This is a genomic window from Serratia sp. AR11, assembly GCF_056376275.1.
Genome location: NZ_CM150739.1, coordinates 4,343,766 through 4,361,578, shown reverse-complemented (window position 1 = coordinate 4,361,578; position 17,813 = coordinate 4,343,766). Strand labels below are relative to the sequence as shown.

The window sequence follows — 17,813 nt, the reverse complement described above, 5'->3', positions numbered from 1 at the left end:
ACTTTTGCTGAAGTATCGCCTCATAACTGCTCTGATCTTAATTCCGATTGTTATCGCGGCGCTGTTTTTGCTGCCGCCGGTGGGCTTTGCCCTGGTAACACTCGTGGTGTGCATGTTAGCGGCCTGGGAGTGGGGCCAACTGGCCGGATTTACCTCCCGCTCGCAGCGCATCTGGTTGGCGATATTGTGCGGCTTCCTGCTGGCGTTGATGATGCTCAGTATTCCGGCCTATCATCAGTCGGTCCATTTACTTCAGGTAGGCGGTTCGCTGTGGCTGTCAATGGCTTGGTGGCTGGTGGCGCTGTTGCTGGTGCTGTTCTATCCCGGCTCGGCCGCACTGTGGCGTAACTCACGCCCGATACGTCTGGTTTTCGGTCTGCTGACCATAGTGCCGTTCTTCTGGGGTATGCTATCGCTGCGTCAGTTCGGCTACGAACAAAACCACTTCACCGGCGCCTGGTGGCTGCTGTATGTGATGTTGCTGGTTTGGGGCGCGGATTCCGGTGCCTACATGTTCGGCAAACTGTTCGGCAAGCATAAGCTGGCACCCAAAGTTTCTCCGGGGAAAACCTGGGAAGGGCTGGTCGGTGGCCTGATTACTTCGGCCCTGATATCCTGGCTGTTTGGTCGTTATGCCCCGCTCAATGTGGTGCCGACAACCTTACTGATTTGTTCGGTGATTGCCGTGCTGGCCTCCGTGCTGGGCGATCTTACCGAGAGCATGTTCAAACGCGAAGCGGGTATCAAAGACAGCGGTCATTTGATACCGGGTCATGGCGGCATACTGGATCGTATCGATAGCCTGACCGCAGCAGTGCCTGTATTTGCCTGCCTGATGCTGTTAGTGTTTTAATCCGTCAACGGCGGGGAGTGAAGGGATTATGGTTAGCGTGCTCTGGAACTTAGTCGCATTTCTTGTTGCGCTCGGTGTATTGATCACCGTGCATGAGTTCGGGCACTTTTGGGTCGCCCGTCGCTGCGGCGTCCGTGTAGAACGCTTCTCCATTGGCTTCGGCCGCGCCCTGTGGCGTCGTACCGACCGTCAGGGTACGGAGTACGTGATTGCCCTGATCCCGCTTGGCGGCTACGTGAAGATGCTCGATGAGCGGGTTGATTCGGTCGCACCGGAACTCCGTCATCAGGCGTTTAACAACAAAACCGTTTGGCAGCGTGCCGCTATCATCAGTGCCGGTCCTATCGCCAATTTCCTGTTTGCTATCCTTGCTTACTGGCTGGTATTCATTATCGGCGTGCCCAGTTTCCGCCCGGTAATCGGTGAAATCGCTCCCCAATCGATTGCAGCCCACGCTGAAATTTCGCCTGGAATGGAACTTAAGTCCGTAGATGGCATCGAAACGCCTGATTGGGAATCAGTTCGTCTGGCACTGGTGGCGAAGATTGGCGACGCAGAAACCGAGGTGGGTATCGCGCCGTTTGGTTCTTCCAGTGTGGTGACCAAAACCCTGGATTTGCGCCAGTGGAATTTTGAGCCGGACAAACAGGATCCCGTGGTGGCGTTGGGTATCATTCCGCGCGGCCCGCAGATAGAATCTGTCCTTGCCGAAGTGCAGCCGGGGTCGGCAGCGCAAAAGGCGGGTTTACAAGCGGGGGACAGGATCGTTAAAGTCGATGGTCAGTTATTGGGTCGTTGGCAAACGTTGGTGAAACGGATACACAACGGTCCAGGGCAACCGCTGGCTTTAGAGATCGAAAGAAACGGCGCACCCTTGTCTTTGACGCTGATACCGGATACAAAGCCGGTGGGAAAAGACAAATCGGTGGGTTTTGCCGGCATCATTCCGAAAGTGTTGCCGCTGCCGGACGAGTATAAGACGATTCGCCAGTATGGACCTTTCCCGGCGCTGTATCAGGCTGGGGACAAGACCTGGCAGCTTATGAGCCTTACGGTCAAAATGCTGGGTAAATTAATAACCGGTGATGTAAAGCTGAACAACCTGAGTGGCCCGATTTCGATTGCACAGGGAGCAGGGGCGTCAGCTGGGGTCGGGTTTGTGTATTATCTGATGTTTCTGGCGTTGATCAGTGTCAACCTGGGTATCATCAACCTGTTCCCATTACCGGTGTTAGATGGTGGGCATCTCCTCTTCCTGGCGATAGAAAAGCTGAAGGGTGGGCCGGTTTCCGAGCGAGTACAGGACTACAGTTACCGCATAGGTTCGATCGTGTTGGTGCTTTTAATGGGTCTTGCACTTTTCAATGATTTTTCTCGTCTTTAGGGGCGGGGATAGGTTAGGAAGAACGCATAACAACGATGGCGATGAAAAAGTTGCTCATAGCGTCGCTGCTGTTTGGCAGCGCCACCGTATACGGTGCAGACGGGTTCGTAGTGAAGGATATTCATTTCGAAGGCCTGCAGCGAGTCGCCGTCGGTGCGGCGTTACTCAACATGCCGGTTCGCGTAGGCGATACCGTCACTGACGATGATATCAGTAATACCATCCGTGCCTTGTTTGCCACTGGCAACTTCGAGGACGTTCGCGTGCTGCGCGATGGTAATACGCTGATTGTTCAGGTTAAGGAACGCCCTACCATTGCCAGCATCACTTTCTCCGGCAACAAGTCGGTGAAAGATGACATGCTCAAGCAAAACCTGGAAGCCTCTGGCGTTCGGGTTGGCGAAGCGCTCGACCGCACCACGATATCCAGCATTGAAAAAGGGCTGGAAGACTTCTATTACAGCGTCGGTAAATACAGTGCCTCGGTGAAAGCCGTGGTCACGCCATTGCCGCGTAACCGTGTTGACCTGAAACTGGTGTTCACGGAAGGGGTTTCCGCCAAGATTCAACAAATCAACATTGTCGGCAATCATGCCTTCACCAATGATGAACTGATTTCACGCTTCCAACTGCGTGATGAAGTGCCGTGGTGGAACGTGGTTGGCGATCGCAAATACCAGAAGCAAAAGCTGGCGGGTGACCTCGAAACCCTGCGCAGTTTCTATCTGGACCGCGGCTACGCGCGCTTTAATATTGATTCGACTCAGGTCAGCCTGACGCCGGACAAAAAAGGCATCTATATCACCATCAATATCACTGAAGGCGAGCAGTACAAGCTCACCGACGTGGTGGTGAACGGTAATCTGGCCGGCCACTCGGCGGAAGTCGCCCAGTTGACCAAGATTGAGCCAGGTGAGCTGTATAACGGCAGTAAAGTGACCAAAATGGAAGACAACATCAAAACGATGTTGGGCCGTTACGGTTACGCTTACCCGCGTGTTTCTACCCAGCCTGAAATCAACGACGCGGATAAAACCGTGAAGCTGCACGTGAATATTGATGCGGGTAACCGTTTCTATGTCCGTCGCATCAAGTTTGAAGGCAACGACACCAGTAAAGATTCCGTACTGCGCCGTGAAATGCGTCAGATGGAAGGTGCGTGGCTGGGCAATGCACAGGTAGAGCAGGGCAAAGAACGTCTGAACCGTTTGGGCTATTTTGAAACGGTAGATGTGGAAACCCAACGCGTGCCAGGTACTGCAGATCAGGTTGATGTCACCTATAAGGTGAAAGAGCGTAACACCGGTACCTTCAACTTCGGCGTTGGCTACGGCACCGAGAGCGGCGTGAGCTTCCAGGCGGGCGTTCAGCAGGACAACTGGCTGGGGACCGGCTATTCCGTCGGTATCAGCGGTACCAAGAACGATTACCAGACCTACACCGAGCTGTCGGTAACCAACCCGTACTTCACCGTTGACGGTGTGAGTTTGGGTGGCCGTATCTTCTACAACGACTTTAAAGCCGATGACGCGGACCTGTCCGACTATACCAACAAGAGTTACGGTATAGACGGTACCTTGGGCTTCCCGATCAACGAAAACAACTCGTTGCGTACCGGCCTGGGTTACGTGCATAACGGCTTGTCCAACATGCAGCCGCAGATTGCCATGTGGCGTTATCTGGACTCGATGGGTCTGAACCCTAACACCACCGATCGCGCCAGCTATTCTGCCGATGACTTCACGCTGAACCTGGGTTGGACCTACAACAACCTTGACCGTGGCTATTTCCCAACCTCGGGTAACCGCACTACGCTCAATGGTAAAGTCACCATTCCAGGATCAGATAACGAATACTACAAGTTGACGTTAGACAGCGTGCAGTATGTTCCGATCAATGATGACCGCACCTGGGTGCTGTTGGGTCGTGGCCGTCTGGGTTATGCAGATGGTCTGGGCGGCAAAGAAATGCCGTTCTACGAGAACTTCTATGCCGGTGGTTCCAGCACCGTGCGTGGTTTCGGCTCCAACACCATTGGTCCAAAAGCGGCATACTACAACTCCAATTCGTATGGCTGTAGTAACGGTACCCCGATTTGTAATTCGGACGACGCAGTGGGCGGTAACGCCATGGCTGTCGCCAGCATGGAGCTGATCACACCAACGCCATTCATCAGTGAGAAATACGCCAACTCGGTGCGTACTTCACTGTTCATGGATGCGGGTACCGTGTGGGATACCAACTGGCAGAATACGGCTCAAACCAGCATGTATGATATTCCGGACTACAGTAAGGCGAGCAATATCCGCGTTTCTGCCGGTATCGCCTTGCAGTGGATGTCACCTTTGGGTCCGTTGGTGTTCTCTTATGCCAACCCGATCAAGAAATACGAAGGCGACAAGTCCGAACAGTTCCAGTTTAACATTGGCAAGACCTGGTAACAGGTCCGGCTTCTGGGCATAGCAGTTATTAAGAATCGCAAATGCCAGGCGCCCGTCAGAGCACAGAGAGATGATTCTCATTGTTTTGCGGGATAAGTCTGGCAGATTGTGTACTTCAAGTGTCATATGACACAAATGGGTGATGGTAAGGAGTTTATAGTGAAAAAGTGGTTGTGTGCCGCAGGCCTCGGTTTAGCAATGGCTGCTTCAGCTGGCGTTCAGGCAGCAGATAAGATCGCTGTAGTTAACGTCTCCAGCATTTTCCAACAGTTGCCGGCTCGTGAAACCGTAGCTAAACAGCTGGAAAACGAGTTTAAAGGCCGTGCGGGTGAGCTTCAGACTATGGAGCGTAGCCTTCAGACCAAAATGCAACGTTTGCAGCGTGATGGCGCTACCATGAAAGCCAGCGATCGCAGCAAGTTGGAAAAAGACGTGATGGCACAGCGCGAGCAGTTCTCTCAGAAAGCACAGGCTTTTGAGCAGGACAACCGTCGCCGTCAGATGGAAGAGCGTAACAAAATCCTGAGCCGTATTCAGGACGCTGTGAAATCTGTTGCCAGCAAAGAAGGCTACGACGTAGTTATCGATGCTAACGCTGTTGCCTACGCAGGGACTTCTAAAGACATCACTGCTGACGTGCTGAAACAGGTTAAATAACAACATGCCTTCAATTCGACTGGCTGATCTAGCGCAGCAGTTGGATGCACAATTGCACGGTGATGGCGATCTCGTCATCACCGGCATTGCTTCTATGCATTCGGCACAGGCTGGCCAAATCACGTTTTTGTCAAACAGCCGCTATCAAGAGCAGCTGGCTTCCTGCCAGGCAAGCGCAGTAGTGCTTACCGAGGCGGATTTACCACACTGTCGTTCTGCGGCGCTGGTGGTTAAAAATCCTTACCTGACTTACGCGCGCATGGCGCAACTGATGGATACCACGCCGTCCCCGGCTCAGGATATCGCTCCAAGCGCGGTTATCTCACCTGAAGCCACTCTGGGTCAGCATGTTGCCATTGGTGCCAATGCGGTGATCGAGTCGGGCGCAGTGCTTGGCGATAACGTGGTTATCGGCCCTGGCTGCTTCATCGGCAAACGTGCACGCATTGGCGCGGGTACGCGTCTGTGGGCGAACGTAACGATTTATCATGAAGTCGAGATCGGCCAACGCTGCCTGATCCAATCAGGTACTGTGATTGGTGCTGATGGTTTCGGCTATGCCAACGAACGTGGTGAGTGGATCAAAATCCCTCAGTTGGGCACGGTAATTATCGGCGATCGCGTCGAGATTGGCGCTTGCACCACCATTGACCGCGGCGCGCTGGATAACACCCAGATCGGGAATGGTGTTATCATCGACAACCAATGCCAGATTGCACATAACGTGGTGATTGGCGACAATACTGCCGTTGCCGGCGGTGTTATCATGGCGGGCAGCCTGAAAATCGGCCGCTACTGCCAGATCGGCGGAGCCAGCGTGATCAACGGTCACATGGAGATCGCCGACAAGGTTGTTGTCACCGGAATGGGAATGGTTATGCGACCAATCACCGAACCTGGGGTATACTCTTCGGGCATTCCGTTACAACCCAACAAAGTTTGGCGTAAAACCGCTGCGTTGGTGATGAATATCGATGAGATTAGCAAGCGCTTAAAAGCTGTCGAACGAAAAGTCGGAAAAGACTAATCACTACCGCCCGCCTCGCTGGGTACAAAACGAAACGCGTTGGTCATGAGACCAAAAGCGCAAAGAGTTGTTAATTTGCGGCCTGCATGACTTCCTCCTTATTGGGGGCAGCGCAGGCCGTGTTGTTGATGCCATCAGTTTTTAGAGACAGGAAGAGTATTTTGACTACTGACACTCATACTCTGGATATTGCAGAAATTTTAGAGTTGCTTCCTCACCGTTACCCGTTCTTGCTGGTTGATCGCGTCCTCGAGTTTGAGGAGCACAAATTCCTGCGTGCGGTGAAGAACGTATCTGTAAATGAGCCGTTTTTCCAGGGACACTTCCCTGGTAAGCCGATTTTTCCAGGCGTATTGATTCTGGAAGCCATGGCGCAGGCCACCGGTATTCTGGCGTTTAAAAGCGTCGGCAAACTGGAGCCGGGCGAGTTGTATTACTTTGCCGGTATCGACGAAGCTCGCTTCAAACGTCCGGTAGTGCCTGGTGATCAAATGATCATGGAAGTCACCTTTGAGAAAACTCGTCGTGGTTTGACGCGCTTTAAAGGCGTGGCGACCGTCGACGGCAAAATTGTCTGCGAAGCAACCATGATGTGTGCGCGCAGCCGGGAGGCCTAATCCGTGATCGACAAAACCGCCTTTATCCATCCTAGCGCGATTATTGAAGAAGGCGCCGTTATCGGCGCTGGTGCGCACATCGGTCCCTTCTGCTACGTCGGCTCCCAGGTGGAAATCGGCGAAGGCACGGTACTGAAGTCCCACATTGTGGTGAATGGCTTGACCAAAATCGGCCGCGATAATCAGATCTATCAGTTCGCCTCTATTGGCGAAGTGAATCAGGATCTGAAATACGCGGGTGAACCGACGCGTGTCGAGATTGGCGATCGCAACCGCATCCGCGAAAGCGTCACCATTCATCGCGGTACGGCGCAGGGCACCGGTTTGACCAAAGTAGGTAATGACAACCTGCTGATGGTTAACGTGCATGTCGCGCACGACTGCGTGGTGGGTAACTCCTGTATCCTGGCAAACAACGCCACGCTGGCCGGCCATGTGGAAATTGACGATCATGCCATTATCGGTGGTATGACGGCTATTCATCAGTTCTGCATTATCGGGACTCACGTGATGGTTGGCGGTTGTTCCGGCGTAGCCCAGGACGTGCCACCTTTTGTCATTGCGCAGGGTAACCACGCCACGCCATTTGGTGTTAACGCCGTTGGCCTGAAGCGTCGTGGTTTTGATAAAGATGAAATGCAGGCTATCCGTAACGCCTACAAAATTCTTTATCGCAGCGAGAAAACGCTGGATGAAGCGAAAACAGAAATCGAAGCCCTGGCGAAAGAACAGCCAGTGGTGCAGCAGTTCCTTGATTTCTTTGGTCGTTCCACCCGCGGTATTATTCGCTGACCTATGCAAAATCGCCCATTGACCATCGGATTGGTCGCCGGAGAAACTTCCGGTGATATTCTTGGCGCCGGTTTAATTCGCGCGCTCAAGGCGCAGATCCCCGACGCGCGTTTTGTTGGCGTCGCCGGCCCGCTGATGCAGGCCGAAGGCTGCGAAACCTGGTACGAAATGGAAGAGCTGGCGGTAATGGGCGTGGTCGAGGTGCTTGAGCGCCTGCCACGCCTGTTAAAGATCCGCAAGGATCTTACCCGCCGGTTCAGCGATCTCGCGCCTGATGTGTTTGTGGGTATCGACGCGCCGGACTTCAATATCACCCTGGAAGGTCGCCTGAAACAGCGCGGCATCCGCACTATTCACTATGTCAGCCCCTCCGTTTGGGCCTGGCGTCAAAAGCGCGTTTTCAAAATAGGCAAAGCCACCGATCTGGTGTTGGCGTTTCTCCCTTTCGAAAAAGCGTTTTACGATCGTTTCAACGTTCCCTGTCGGTTTATCGGCCATACCATGGCCGACGCCATGCCGCTGCAACCGGACAAACTGGCTGCGCGCGCTAAACTGGGCATTGCCGCTGATGCGCGTTGTCTGGCCCTGCTACCGGGCAGCCGCGGTGCGGAAGTCGAGATGCTGAGCGCTGATTTTCTGAAGACGGCCCAGTTGCTGCGTACCCGCTATCCGGAGCTGGAACTGGTGGTGCCGTTGGTTAACGCCAAGCGACGCGAGCAGTTCGAACGCATCAAGGCGGAAGTGGCACCTGAGTTAAGGGTCCATTTGCTCAATGGCCAGGGCCGTGAGGCGATGATCGCCAGCGACGCAGCTTTACTGGCCTCAGGGACGGCGGCACTGGAGTGCATGCTGGCCAAATGCCCGATGGTGGTGGGTTACCGCATGAAGCCCTTTACCTTCTGGATAGCGCAGAGGTTGGTGAAGACCCCCTATGTCTCGCTGCCCAACCTGTTGGCCGGTCGTGAGATCGTCACCGAACTGTTGCAGCACGACTGCGTGCCGGACAAGCTGGCGGCATCGGTCATGCCGTTGCTGGAAGACAGTCCGCAAACCGACGAACTGAAACAGACTTTCCTTACCCTGCACCAAAGCATCCGTTGTGGTGCCGATGAACAGGCCGCTCAGGCTGTGTTGGAGCTGGCAAAAGCATGATTGAACCCTTCATTTATCCTGTCGCCACGCTGATTGCCGGCGTGGACGAAGTCGGCCGTGGCCCTTTGGTCGGGGCGGTAGTGACCGCCGCAGTGATCCTCGATCCTGCGCGGCCAATCGTTGGGCTGGCGGACTCGAAAAAACTCAGTGAAAAGCGCCGCCTGGCGCTGTATGACGAAATCGTCGAAAAGGCACTTTCCTGGAGTCTGGGGCGAGCCGAGCCGGACGAGATCGATCAACTGAACATTCTGCATGCCACCATGCTGGCGATGCAGCGAGCGGTTGCCGGATTGCATATCGCGCCGGACATGGTATTGATCGACGGTAACCGTTGTCCTAAATTACCGATGCGTTCGCAGGCGGTGGTGAAGGGCGATAGCCGCGTGGCAGAAATCAGCGCCGCGTCCATTCTGGCGAAGGTAACGCGTGACCGCGAAATGACCGAGTTGGATCGGGAATTCCCGGACTACGGTTTTGCGCAGCATAAAGGCTACCCAACCGCTTTCCATCTGGAGCGGCTGGCCGCACTGGGTGCGACCGAGCATCATCGCCGCAGCTTTGCCCCGGTTAGAAGGGTGCTGGCGCTGTAATCTGCCGGCCCTAGCGATAGAGTTAACCCGGGTTCAGTTCGCTGAACCCCTAGATTCAGGTATCTGGATATGGCCGAACCTCGTTTTATTCACCTGCGCGTTCATAGCGACTACTCCATGATTGATGGATTAGCCAAGATCGGACCGTTGGTGAAAAGAGCCGCCGCGTTAGCCATGCCCGCTTTGGCAATTACCGACTTTACCAACCTGTGTGGCCTGGTGAAGTTTTATGGCAGCGCGCACGGCGCCGGGATCAAACCGATCATCGGCGCGGATTTTCATGTGCAAAGTGAAGTGCTGGGCGACGAGCTGGCGCAGCTCACCGTACTGGCCGCCAATAATGAAGGTTACCAAAACCTGACGCTGCTGATTTCCCGCGCCTATCAGCGTGGTTACGGCGCTGCCGGACCGATCATCGATCGTGACTGGCTGATTGAGCACCGTGAAGGGCTTATCCTGCTCTCTGGCGCCCGTCAGGGCGACGTCGGCAAGTTTCTGCTGCGCGGCAACCAGCCGCAGGTGGAGCAGTGCCTGGAGTTTTATCAGCAGTACTTCCCCGACAGTTACTATCTCGAACTGATCCGTACCGGTCGGCCGGACGAAGAAAACTACCTGCATGCGGCGGTAGCCCTGGCGACCGAACGTGGGCTGCCGGTAGTGGCCACCAACGATGTGCGTTTTCTGGTCGCAGATGACTTTGACGCCCACGAGATCCGCGTTGCCATCCACGACGGTTTCACGCTCGATGATCCCAAGCGCCCGCGTAACTACACCTCGCAGCAATACATGCGTGACGAAGACGAGATGTGTGAGCTGTTTGCCGACATCCCGGAGGCCTTGCTCAACAGCGTAGAGATCGCCAAGCGTTGTAACGTGACTATTCGCCTTGGCGAATACTTCCTGCCGCAGTTCCCAACCGGTGATATGACTACCGAGGACTTCCTGGTCCTTAAGTCGAAGGAAGGGCTGGAAGATCGACTGGAGTTCCTGTTCCCGGATCCGGAGGTGCGTGCCCAGCGCCGCCCTGAATACGACGAACGTCTGGATATTGAGCTGAAAGTAATCAACCAGATGGGGTTCCCGGGCTACTTCCTGATCGTGATGGAGTTTATCCAGTGGTCGAAGGACAACGACGTGCCGGTCGGGCCAGGCCGTGGTTCTGGTGCCGGTTCACTGGTGGCTTACGCGCTGAAAATCACCGATCTTGATCCGCTGGAATTTGACCTGCTGTTCGAACGTTTCCTTAATCCGGAACGTGTTTCGATGCCCGACTTCGACGTCGACTTCTGCATGGAAAAACGCGATCTGGTGATTGATCACGTGGCGGAGATGTACGGTCGTGAGGCGGTATCCCAGATCATTACCTTCGGTACCATGGCGGCGAAAGCGGTTATTCGCGACGTGGGCCGCGTGCTGGGTCACCCGTATGGCTTCGTCGATCGTATCTCCAAGCTGGTGCCACCCGATCCGGGTATGACGCTGGAGAAAGCCTTTGCCGCCGAGCCGCAGTTACCGGAAATTTACGAGGCTGATGAGGAAGTCAAAGCGCTGATCGACATGGCGCGCAAGCTGGAAGGGGTGACGCGTAACGCCGGTAAGCACGCCGGTGGTGTGGTGATCGCACCGACCAAAATCACTGACTTCGCCCCCTTGTACTGCGATGCGGAAGGCCAGCATCCGGTAACCCAGTTTGACAAGAACGATGTGGAATACGCCGGGCTGGTGAAGTTCGACTTCCTGGGCCTGCGTACCCTGACCATCATCGACTGGGCGTTGGCGATGATCAACGCCCGCCGCGCGAAGACCGGGCTGGAACCGATCGATATCGCCGCTATCCCGCTCGAAGACAAGAAAAGCTTCGATATGCTGCAGCGTTCGGAGACCACTGCGGTCTTCCAGCTTGAATCGCGCGGCATGAAAGACTTGATCAAACGCCTGAAGCCCGACTGCTTCGAAGATATGATCGCCCTGGTGGCGCTGTTCCGCCCTGGGCCGCTGCAGTCTGGCATGGTAGATAACTTTATCGACCGTAAGCACGGTCGTGAAGAAATCTCCTACCCGGATATCCAGTGGCAGCATGAGTCGCTCAAGCCGGTGCTGGAGCCTACCTACGGCATCATCCTGTACCAGGAACAGGTAATGCAGATTGCCCAGGTGCTGGCCGGCTATTCGCTGGGCGGCGCGGACATGTTGCGTCGTGCGATGGGTAAAAAGAACCCGGTCGAGATGGCCAAGCAGCGTGGCGGTTTCGAAGATGGGGCAAAATCACGCGGTATCGACGGTGAACTGTCGGTAAAAATCTTTGACCTGGTGGAGAAATTCGCCGGTTACGGCTTCAACAAATCGCACTCCGCCGCCTATGCGCTGGTGTCATACCAGACATTGTGGCTGAAGGCGCACTATCCAGCCGAGTTTATGGCGGCGGTAATGACCGCCGATATGGACAACACCGATAAAGTGGTCGGGTTGGTGGATGAATGCTGGCGTATGGGGTTGAAAATCCTGCCGCCGGACATCAACAGCGGTCAGTACCATTTCCACGTTAACGATGAAGGCGAGATCGTTTACGGCATCGGCGCTATCAAGGGCGTCGGGGAAGGGCCGATTGAAGCCATTCTTGAAGCGCGTAACAGTGGTGAGCAGGGCTACTTCAAAGACTTGTTCGATCTGTGTGCTCGCTCAGATATCAAAAAACTGAACCGCCGCATTCTGGAAAAGCTGATCATGTCCGGGGCATTCGACCGCCTTGGGCCGCACCGCGCCGCGCTGATGAACTCATTACCCGATGCGTTGAAAGCGGCCGATCAGCATGCCAAAGCCGAAGCGATCGGCCAGGTGGACATGTTTGGCGTACTGGCCGAAGCGCCGGAGCAGGTGGAGCAATCCTACGCCAACGTGCCCCTCTGGCAGGAGCAGGTGGTGCTGGACGGTGAACGGGAAACGCTGGGGTTGTACCTTACTGGCCACCCGATCACCCAGTACCTGAAGGAAATCGAACGCTATGCCGGTGGCCAGCGTTTGAAAGATATGCACCCGACGGATCGGGGCAAGATGACGACCGCCGTTGGGCTGGTGATCGCCTCACGGGTTATGGTCACCAAGCGGGGTAATCGCATCGGAATTTTTACGCTGGATGACCGTTCAGGCCGTCTGGAAGTGATGTTATTCACCGATGCGTTAGAAAAATACCAGCATTTATTGGAAAAAGACCGTATCCTGATCGCCAGTGGACAGGTCAGCTTTGATGACTTTAGCGGTGGGCTTAAAATGACCGCCCGCGAGCTAATGGACATCAGTGAAGCCCGTGAAAAATACGCTCGCGGACTTGCTATCTCGCTGACGGACAGGCAAATTGATGACCAGCTTTTGAACCGTCTCCGTCAGTCTTTGGAACCCCATCGCTCGGGGACGATTCCAGTGCATCTTTACTATCAACGGGAAGATGCGCGGGCCAAGCTGCGTTTTGGCGCAACCTGGCGCGTGACGCCCACCGACCGCTTATTGATAGATTTGCGGACTTTGGTAGGTAATGAGCAGGTGGAACTGGAATTTGACTAAAATAGGAATGCTATGAGTCTGAATTTTCTTGATTTTGAACAGCCGATTGCAGAGCTGGAAGCGAAAATTGACTCGCTGACTGCAGTCAGCCGTCAAGACGAAAAATTAGATATTAATCTGGACGAAGAGGTTCAGCGCCTTCGTGAAAAGAGCGTTGAGCTGACGCGCAAGATTTTTTCCGATCTTGGGGCTTGGCAAGTTGCTCAATTGGCACGCCACCCACGCCGTCCTTATACCCTGGATTATATCAAACACATCTTCACCGACTTCGAAGAACTGGCTGGCGATCGCGCCTATGCCGATGATAAAGCGATTGTCGGTGGTATTGCGCGTCTGGATGGTCGCCCGGTGATGATCATCGGTCACCAGAAAGGCCGCGAAACCAAAGAGAAAATCCGCCGTAACTTCGGCATGCCGGCACCGGAAGGTTATCGCAAAGCGTTGCGCCTGATGGAAATGGCTTCTCGCTTCAAGCTGCCGTTGATCACTTTCATCGACACCCCAGGGGCATACCCGGGCGTGGGCGCGGAAGAACGCGGCCAGTCAGAAGCGATTGCCCATAACCTGCGTGAAATGTCTCGCCTGAACATCCCGGTCGTCTGCACCGTGATCGGCGAAGGCGGTTCTGGCGGTGCATTGGCCATCGGCGTTGGCGACAAAGTGAATATGCTGCAGTACAGCACCTATTCGGTGATTTCACCGGAAGGCTGTGCATCCATTCTGTGGAAGAGTGCTGATAAGGCACCTCTGGCTGCAGAAGCGATGGGCATTACCGCACCGCGTCTGAAAGAGCTTAAGCTGATCGATTCGGTGATCCCGGAGCCTTTGGGTTCTGCTCACCGCGACGTTCCTGCGATGGCTGCAACGCTGAAAGCACAGTTGCTGGCTGACCTGAAAGATCTCGATGGCCTGAACAACGAAGAGTTGCGTAACCGTCGTTACCAGCGCCTGATGAACTACGGCTACTGCTGAGTTTTGTTATGCGTTACAAGAAACCGCCTTCATTTGGGCGGTTTTTTTTGGCTGACGAAAAGGGGGGCTTTGGGGTACACAGCACGGTTTTTTCATGTTGTTATAGACGATTGGTGGTTAACTGACAGGAGCAGCCGTTGAATATCATCGCGATCATGAGCCCAGCGGGCGTTTATTACAAAGACGAGCCGATCCGCGAGCTTCACACCGCACTGGCTGCAATGGATTTCCAACTGGTCTATCCGAAAAACAGCGGCGATCTGTTAAAACTGGTCGAAGCCAACGCGCGCATTTGTGGGGTGATTTTTGACTGGGACGACTACAGTCTGGAGCTGTGCAGCGATATCAATGAGTTGAATGAATATCTGCCGTTGTATGCCTTCATCAACACCCATTCCACCTTCGACGTCAGCCTGCATGAAATGCGCATGGCGCTGTATTTCTTTGAGTACGCTCTAAATGCGGCGGATGATATTGCACAGCGTATTCAGCAGTACACCGCCGAATACATAGATACCATTACGCCTCCTTTGACCAAGGCGCTGTTCAACTATGTGCGCGAAGGGAAATACACTTTCTGTACTCCAGGCCATATGGCCGGCACTGCCTTTCAGAAAAGCCCGGTCGGCTGTCTGTTTTACGACTTTTTTGGTGCCAACACGCTAAAAGCAGATGTCTCGATCTCTGTGACAGAACTGGGATCGCTGCTGGATCACACCGGCCCACATCTGGAAGCCGAGGAGTATATTGCTCGTACCTTTAACGCCGAGCAGAGTTATCTGGTGACTAACGGCACCTCCACCGCCAACAAGATAGTCGGAATGTATTCGGCGCCGACCGGTAGCACGGTATTGATTGACCGCAACTGCCATAAATCCTTATGCCATTTGCTGATGATGAGCGATATCGTGCCTATCTACCTGCGTCCGCTGCGTAATGCCTATGGCATTCTCGGTGGTATTCCGCAGCATGAATTTACTCGCGAGAGCATTGCCGGCCGGGTCGCGGCAACGGCTAACGCCAGTTGGCCGGTACATGCGGTGATCACCAACTCCACTTATGACGGTTTGTTGTACAACACCGACTACATCAAACAGACGCTGGACGTACCCTCAATTCACTTTGATTCGGCCTGGGTGCCCTATACCAACTTCCATCCCATTTACGACGGCAAGAGCGGTATGAGCGGCGAGCGCACGCCCGGCAAGGTTATCTACGAAACCCAGTCTACGCACAAACTGCTGGCGGCGTTTTCACAGGCTTCAATGATTCACATTAAGGGTGACTACGACGAAAGCACCTTTAACGAAGCCTATATGATGCACACCACCACCTCGCCGAATTACGGCATCGTAGCATCGATGGAGACTGCCGCAGCCATGCTGCGCGGCAATCCGGGGCGGCGATTGATAAATCGCTCGGTGGAACGCGCACTGCATTTCCGCCGTGAGGTGCAACGGTTGCGAGAGGAGAGCGATAGCTGGTTCTTCGACATCTGGCAGCCGGAGGAGATCGACGAGGCGCAGTGTTGGCCGCTGAACCCGGATGATAATTGGCACGGTTTCGGCAACACCGACAGCAACCACATGTACCTCGATCCGATCAAGGTCACTATCCTGACGCCGGGCATGAATGAACTGGGCATGCTGGAAGAGAGCGGGATACCGGCGGCGCTGGTGGCGAAGTATCTGGACGAACGCGGTATCGTAGTGGAAAAAACCGGGCCTTATAACCTGTTATTCCTGTTCAGCATCGGCATCGATAAAACCAAGGCGATGAGTCTGCTGCGCGGTTTGACCGATTTTAAACGCGCTTACGATCTCAACCTGCGGGTGAAGAACATGCTGCCGGATCTGTTTGCGGAAGATCCGGATTTCTACCGCAATATGCGCATTCAGGATCTGGCGGCCGGGATCCACAGTTTAATCTGTCGGCACGACCTGCCGGGGCTGATGCAGCGGGCGTTTGACGTGCTGCCTGAAATGAAACTGACGCCGCACCAGATGTTCCAGCAACAGGTGCGCGGCAACGTAGAAACCTGCGAGCTGGATCAGTTGGTCGGCAAGGTGGCGGCTAACATGATCCTGCCTTATCCGCCAGGGGTTCCGCTGGTGATGCCGGGCGAGATGATCACCGAAGAGAGCCGTGCAGTGCTGGATTTCCTGCTGATGCTGTGCTCGATCGGCGAGCGTTACCCGGGCTTTGAAACCGATATCCACGGCGCGAAACTGACCGAGGACGGGCGTTATCTGGTGAAGGTGCTGAAAATGCCGCTGGCTTAAGCAAATTCCCGGCAAATCAGGTTCACGCTGTTTGCCGGCAACGGTTCCTGCGTCAGGCCGCAAAATGGTTGGCCATCCTGCCGTTGGTGATAGCGGCAGCGATGGCATTCGCCGAATAACGCCACGTTATCATCCTGCTTTTGCAACTGGCGCAACAACTGCGTCAGCAGTTCCACTAGCTGCCCGCCGTCTCGCTGCATGGCATCCTGCGCATCCTGTAAATAGGCCGGTGGGAACAGGGCATCCATCAATACGCGTGATTTGTCGGTCAGCTTTAGCCTGACGCTGCGGCGATCCTTCTCGTCCGCAGTGCGGGCAATCATTCCGTTACTTTCCAGCTTTTTCAGCGATTGCGATACCGTGCCCTTGGTCAGGCCAAGATATTCCGCCACCGCCATTGGCGTGTTGGAGTAATGGTTGCAGCGCGCCAGATAGTACAACGCACTCAATTGCACCGGGGGCAGGCTTTCCAGCTCTTCATGGCTACGCAGCCAGCTGCGTTGCAGGCTATTCAGCCGTTCCAGTAAATCAAAAAGTCTCAATATGGGATCCTCGCTAGTGTGGGAAAATAGTATCGATTAAAAACTATATTGACAAGGCGTGACGGAGGATTTATTGTGCATTTGGTTTCGGGTCGAAACTAAATGTGCGAATTAATTTCGCCCACACAGTCAGAACCAAGGAGAATTATCATGACTAAGGCCGTTTTCTATCATGCCGGTTGCCCGGTTTGCGTGAGCGCAGAGCAGCAGTTGTTGGGCCTGTTGAGCCAGGATGTGCAAGTGGATGTCGTTCATCTGGGTGAAAAACCGGCGCGTATCGCCGAAGCAGAAAAAGCCGGGGTACAGAGCGTACCGGCGCTGGTGGTGGATGGGCAGGTACTGCACATCAACTACGGTGCTGCGCTGGCGGATCTTAAAGCCTGATCTGCCGTTGCGTTGCTGATTTCTGAATGACGGCCCCGTCTTATATGCGGGGCTTTTTGTCGTTGACGTCGCCACTGCTGCCGGATAACGTGCCTCATCACATCGATAATGAGACACACTATGTTGGCACTCCGTCAGATACACCACATTGCCGTCATTGGTTCAGACTATGCGGCCAGTAAGCATTTTTATTGCGATATTCTGGGTTTCACCTTACTCGGCGAGTTTTACCGCGAAGAACGTGACTCCTGGAAGGCCGATTTGGCACTCAATGGCCAATACAGCATCGAACTGTTTTCCTTCCCGTCCCCCCCGGCTCGTGTCAGTCGTCCGGAAGCCTGTGGCCTGCGCCATCTGGCATTCAGCGTCGAGGACATCGAGCAGGCCATCCAGCATTTGCAGGCTGCCGGCGTAGTTTGCGAGCCGGTACGCATCGATCCTTATACCCAGTCACGCTTCACTTTTTTCAGCGATCCCGATGGCTTGCCTCTAGAATTATATGAGGTATGAATGCTTAATCGGGGCATATCGACGCAGGTCGGGCGCTCATATGGTATTATCC

General features: G+C 54.6%; 15 protein-coding genes. 14 read left to right on the top strand and 1 reads right to left on the bottom strand.

The genetic code is table 11. The annotated features are described in order from the left end of the window. Positions 1 to 4 precede the first annotated feature (4 nt). The 12 genes from cdsA to ACSOSI_RS20535 all read left to right on the top strand — a co-directional run bounded on the left by cdsA (position 5) and on the right by ACSOSI_RS20535 (position 16,325). Positions 5 to 853 carry a phosphatidate cytidylyltransferase gene (gene cdsA / locus ACSOSI_RS20590; RefSeq protein WP_012146489.1) on the top strand — a complete coding sequence of 283 codons (849 nt, stop codon included), beginning with the start codon at positions 5 to 7 and terminating at the stop codon, positions 851 to 853. Positions 854 to 881: 28 nt separating this feature from the next. Next, complete coding sequence (gene rseP, locus ACSOSI_RS20585) at positions 882 to 2,237, top strand: sigma E protease regulator RseP (RefSeq protein ID WP_012146488.1); 1,356 nt, start codon at positions 882 to 884, stop codon at positions 2,235 to 2,237. Between the two features lie 35 nt (positions 2,238 to 2,272). Continuing rightward, the gene (bamA, locus tag ACSOSI_RS20580) at positions 2,273 to 4,678 is read left to right on the top strand and encodes an outer membrane protein assembly factor BamA (protein WP_012146487.1); all 2,406 of its coding nucleotides are present in this window, start codon (positions 2,273 to 2,275) and stop codon (positions 4,676 to 4,678) included. A gap of 159 nt (positions 4,679 to 4,837) precedes the next feature. Further along, complete coding sequence (gene skp / locus ACSOSI_RS20575) at positions 4,838 to 5,335, top strand: molecular chaperone Skp (RefSeq protein ID WP_017893791.1); 498 nt, start codon at positions 4,838 to 4,840, stop codon at positions 5,333 to 5,335. A 4-nt stretch (positions 5,336 to 5,339) separates the two neighbouring features. Then, a complete protein-coding gene (gene lpxD / locus ACSOSI_RS20570) occupies positions 5,340 to 6,362 on the top strand; it encodes a UDP-3-O-(3-hydroxymyristoyl)glucosamine N-acyltransferase (protein WP_012146485.1) in 1,023 nt (340 codons plus the stop codon). Between the two features lie 161 nt (positions 6,363 to 6,523). Further along, positions 6,524 to 6,979, top strand: coding sequence for a 3-hydroxyacyl-ACP dehydratase FabZ (fabZ, locus tag ACSOSI_RS20565; RefSeq protein WP_017893789.1), 456 nt, complete (start codon positions 6,524 to 6,526; stop codon positions 6,977 to 6,979). 3 nt (positions 6,980 to 6,982) lie between these two features. Next, positions 6,983 to 7,771 (top strand): acyl-ACP--UDP-N-acetylglucosamine O-acyltransferase, encoded by a 789-nt coding sequence (gene lpxA / locus ACSOSI_RS20560; RefSeq protein ID WP_012146483.1) that lies wholly within the window; start codon positions 6,983 to 6,985, stop codon positions 7,769 to 7,771. 3 nt (positions 7,772 to 7,774) lie between these two features. Beyond that, on the top strand, positions 7,775 to 8,923 hold the full coding sequence (gene lpxB, locus ACSOSI_RS20555) for a lipid-A-disaccharide synthase (RefSeq protein ID WP_012146482.1): 1,149 nt from the start codon (positions 7,775 to 7,777) through the stop codon (positions 8,921 to 8,923). Continuing rightward, positions 8,920 to 9,513: a ribonuclease HII gene (gene rnhB, locus ACSOSI_RS20550; RefSeq protein ID WP_012146481.1), complete on the top strand. Its 594-nt coding sequence runs from the start codon at positions 8,920 to 8,922 to the stop codon at positions 9,511 to 9,513. The genes lpxB and rnhB overlap by 4 nt, the downstream gene beginning before the upstream one ends. A gap of 69 nt (positions 9,514 to 9,582) precedes the next feature. Then, complete coding sequence (gene dnaE / locus ACSOSI_RS20545) at positions 9,583 to 13,071, top strand: DNA polymerase III subunit alpha (RefSeq protein ID WP_476706063.1); 3,489 nt, start codon at positions 9,583 to 9,585, stop codon at positions 13,069 to 13,071. Between the two features lie 12 nt (positions 13,072 to 13,083). Further along, a complete protein-coding gene (accA, locus tag ACSOSI_RS20540) occupies positions 13,084 to 14,043 on the top strand; it encodes an acetyl-CoA carboxylase carboxyl transferase subunit alpha (RefSeq protein WP_012146479.1) in 960 nt (319 codons plus the stop codon). 137 nt (positions 14,044 to 14,180) lie between these two features. Continuing rightward, positions 14,181 to 16,325: a lysine decarboxylase LdcC gene (locus tag ACSOSI_RS20535; protein WP_012146478.1), complete on the top strand. Its 2,145-nt coding sequence runs from the start codon at positions 14,181 to 14,183 to the stop codon at positions 16,323 to 16,325. Here ACSOSI_RS20535 and ACSOSI_RS20530 read toward each other — a convergent pair. Further along, on the bottom strand, positions 16,322 to 16,867 hold the full coding sequence (locus ACSOSI_RS20530) for a MarR family winged helix-turn-helix transcriptional regulator (protein WP_476706062.1): 546 nt from the start codon (positions 16,865 to 16,867) through the stop codon (positions 16,322 to 16,324). The two genes, ACSOSI_RS20535 and ACSOSI_RS20530, sit on opposite strands and share 4 nt — an antisense overlap. 150 nt (positions 16,868 to 17,017) lie before the next feature. Between ACSOSI_RS20530 and ACSOSI_RS20525 the strand changes: the two genes are divergently transcribed. Beyond that, positions 17,018 to 17,251, top strand: a complete 234-nt coding sequence (locus ACSOSI_RS20525) for a glutaredoxin family protein (RefSeq protein WP_012146476.1) — start codon at positions 17,018 to 17,020, stop codon at positions 17,249 to 17,251. A gap of 120 nt (positions 17,252 to 17,371) precedes the next feature. Then, positions 17,372 to 17,761 carry a VOC family protein gene (locus ACSOSI_RS20520; protein ID WP_017893785.1) on the top strand — a complete coding sequence of 130 codons (390 nt, stop codon included), beginning with the start codon at positions 17,372 to 17,374 and terminating at the stop codon, positions 17,759 to 17,761. The last annotated feature ends 52 nt before the right edge of the window (positions 17,762 to 17,813 follow it).

Excerpts from the sequence above, each read along its gene's own strand:
- rseP (WP_012146488.1), top strand. The coding sequence starts at position 882 with ATGGTTAGCGTGCTCTGGAACTTAGTCGCATTTCTTGTTGCGCTCGGT.
- bamA (WP_012146487.1), top strand. The coding sequence starts at position 2,273 with ATGGCGATGAAAAAGTTGCTCATAGCGTCGCTGCTGTTTGGCAGCGCC.
- lpxD (WP_012146485.1), top strand. The coding sequence starts at position 5,340 with ATGCCTTCAATTCGACTGGCTGATCTAGCGCAGCAGTTGGATGCACAA.
- lpxB (WP_012146482.1), top strand. The coding sequence starts at position 7,775 with ATGCAAAATCGCCCATTGACCATCGGATTGGTCGCCGGAGAAACTTCC.
- rnhB (WP_012146481.1), top strand. The coding sequence starts at position 8,920 with ATGATTGAACCCTTCATTTATCCTGTCGCCACGCTGATTGCCGGCGTG.
- dnaE (WP_476706063.1), top strand. The coding sequence starts at position 9,583 with ATGGCCGAACCTCGTTTTATTCACCTGCGCGTTCATAGCGACTACTCC.
- accA (WP_012146479.1), top strand. The coding sequence starts at position 13,084 with ATGAGTCTGAATTTTCTTGATTTTGAACAGCCGATTGCAGAGCTGGAA.
- ACSOSI_RS20525 (WP_012146476.1), top strand. The coding sequence starts at position 17,018 with ATGACTAAGGCCGTTTTCTATCATGCCGGTTGCCCGGTTTGCGTGAGC.
- ACSOSI_RS20520 (WP_017893785.1), top strand. The coding sequence starts at position 17,372 with ATGTTGGCACTCCGTCAGATACACCACATTGCCGTCATTGGTTCAGAC.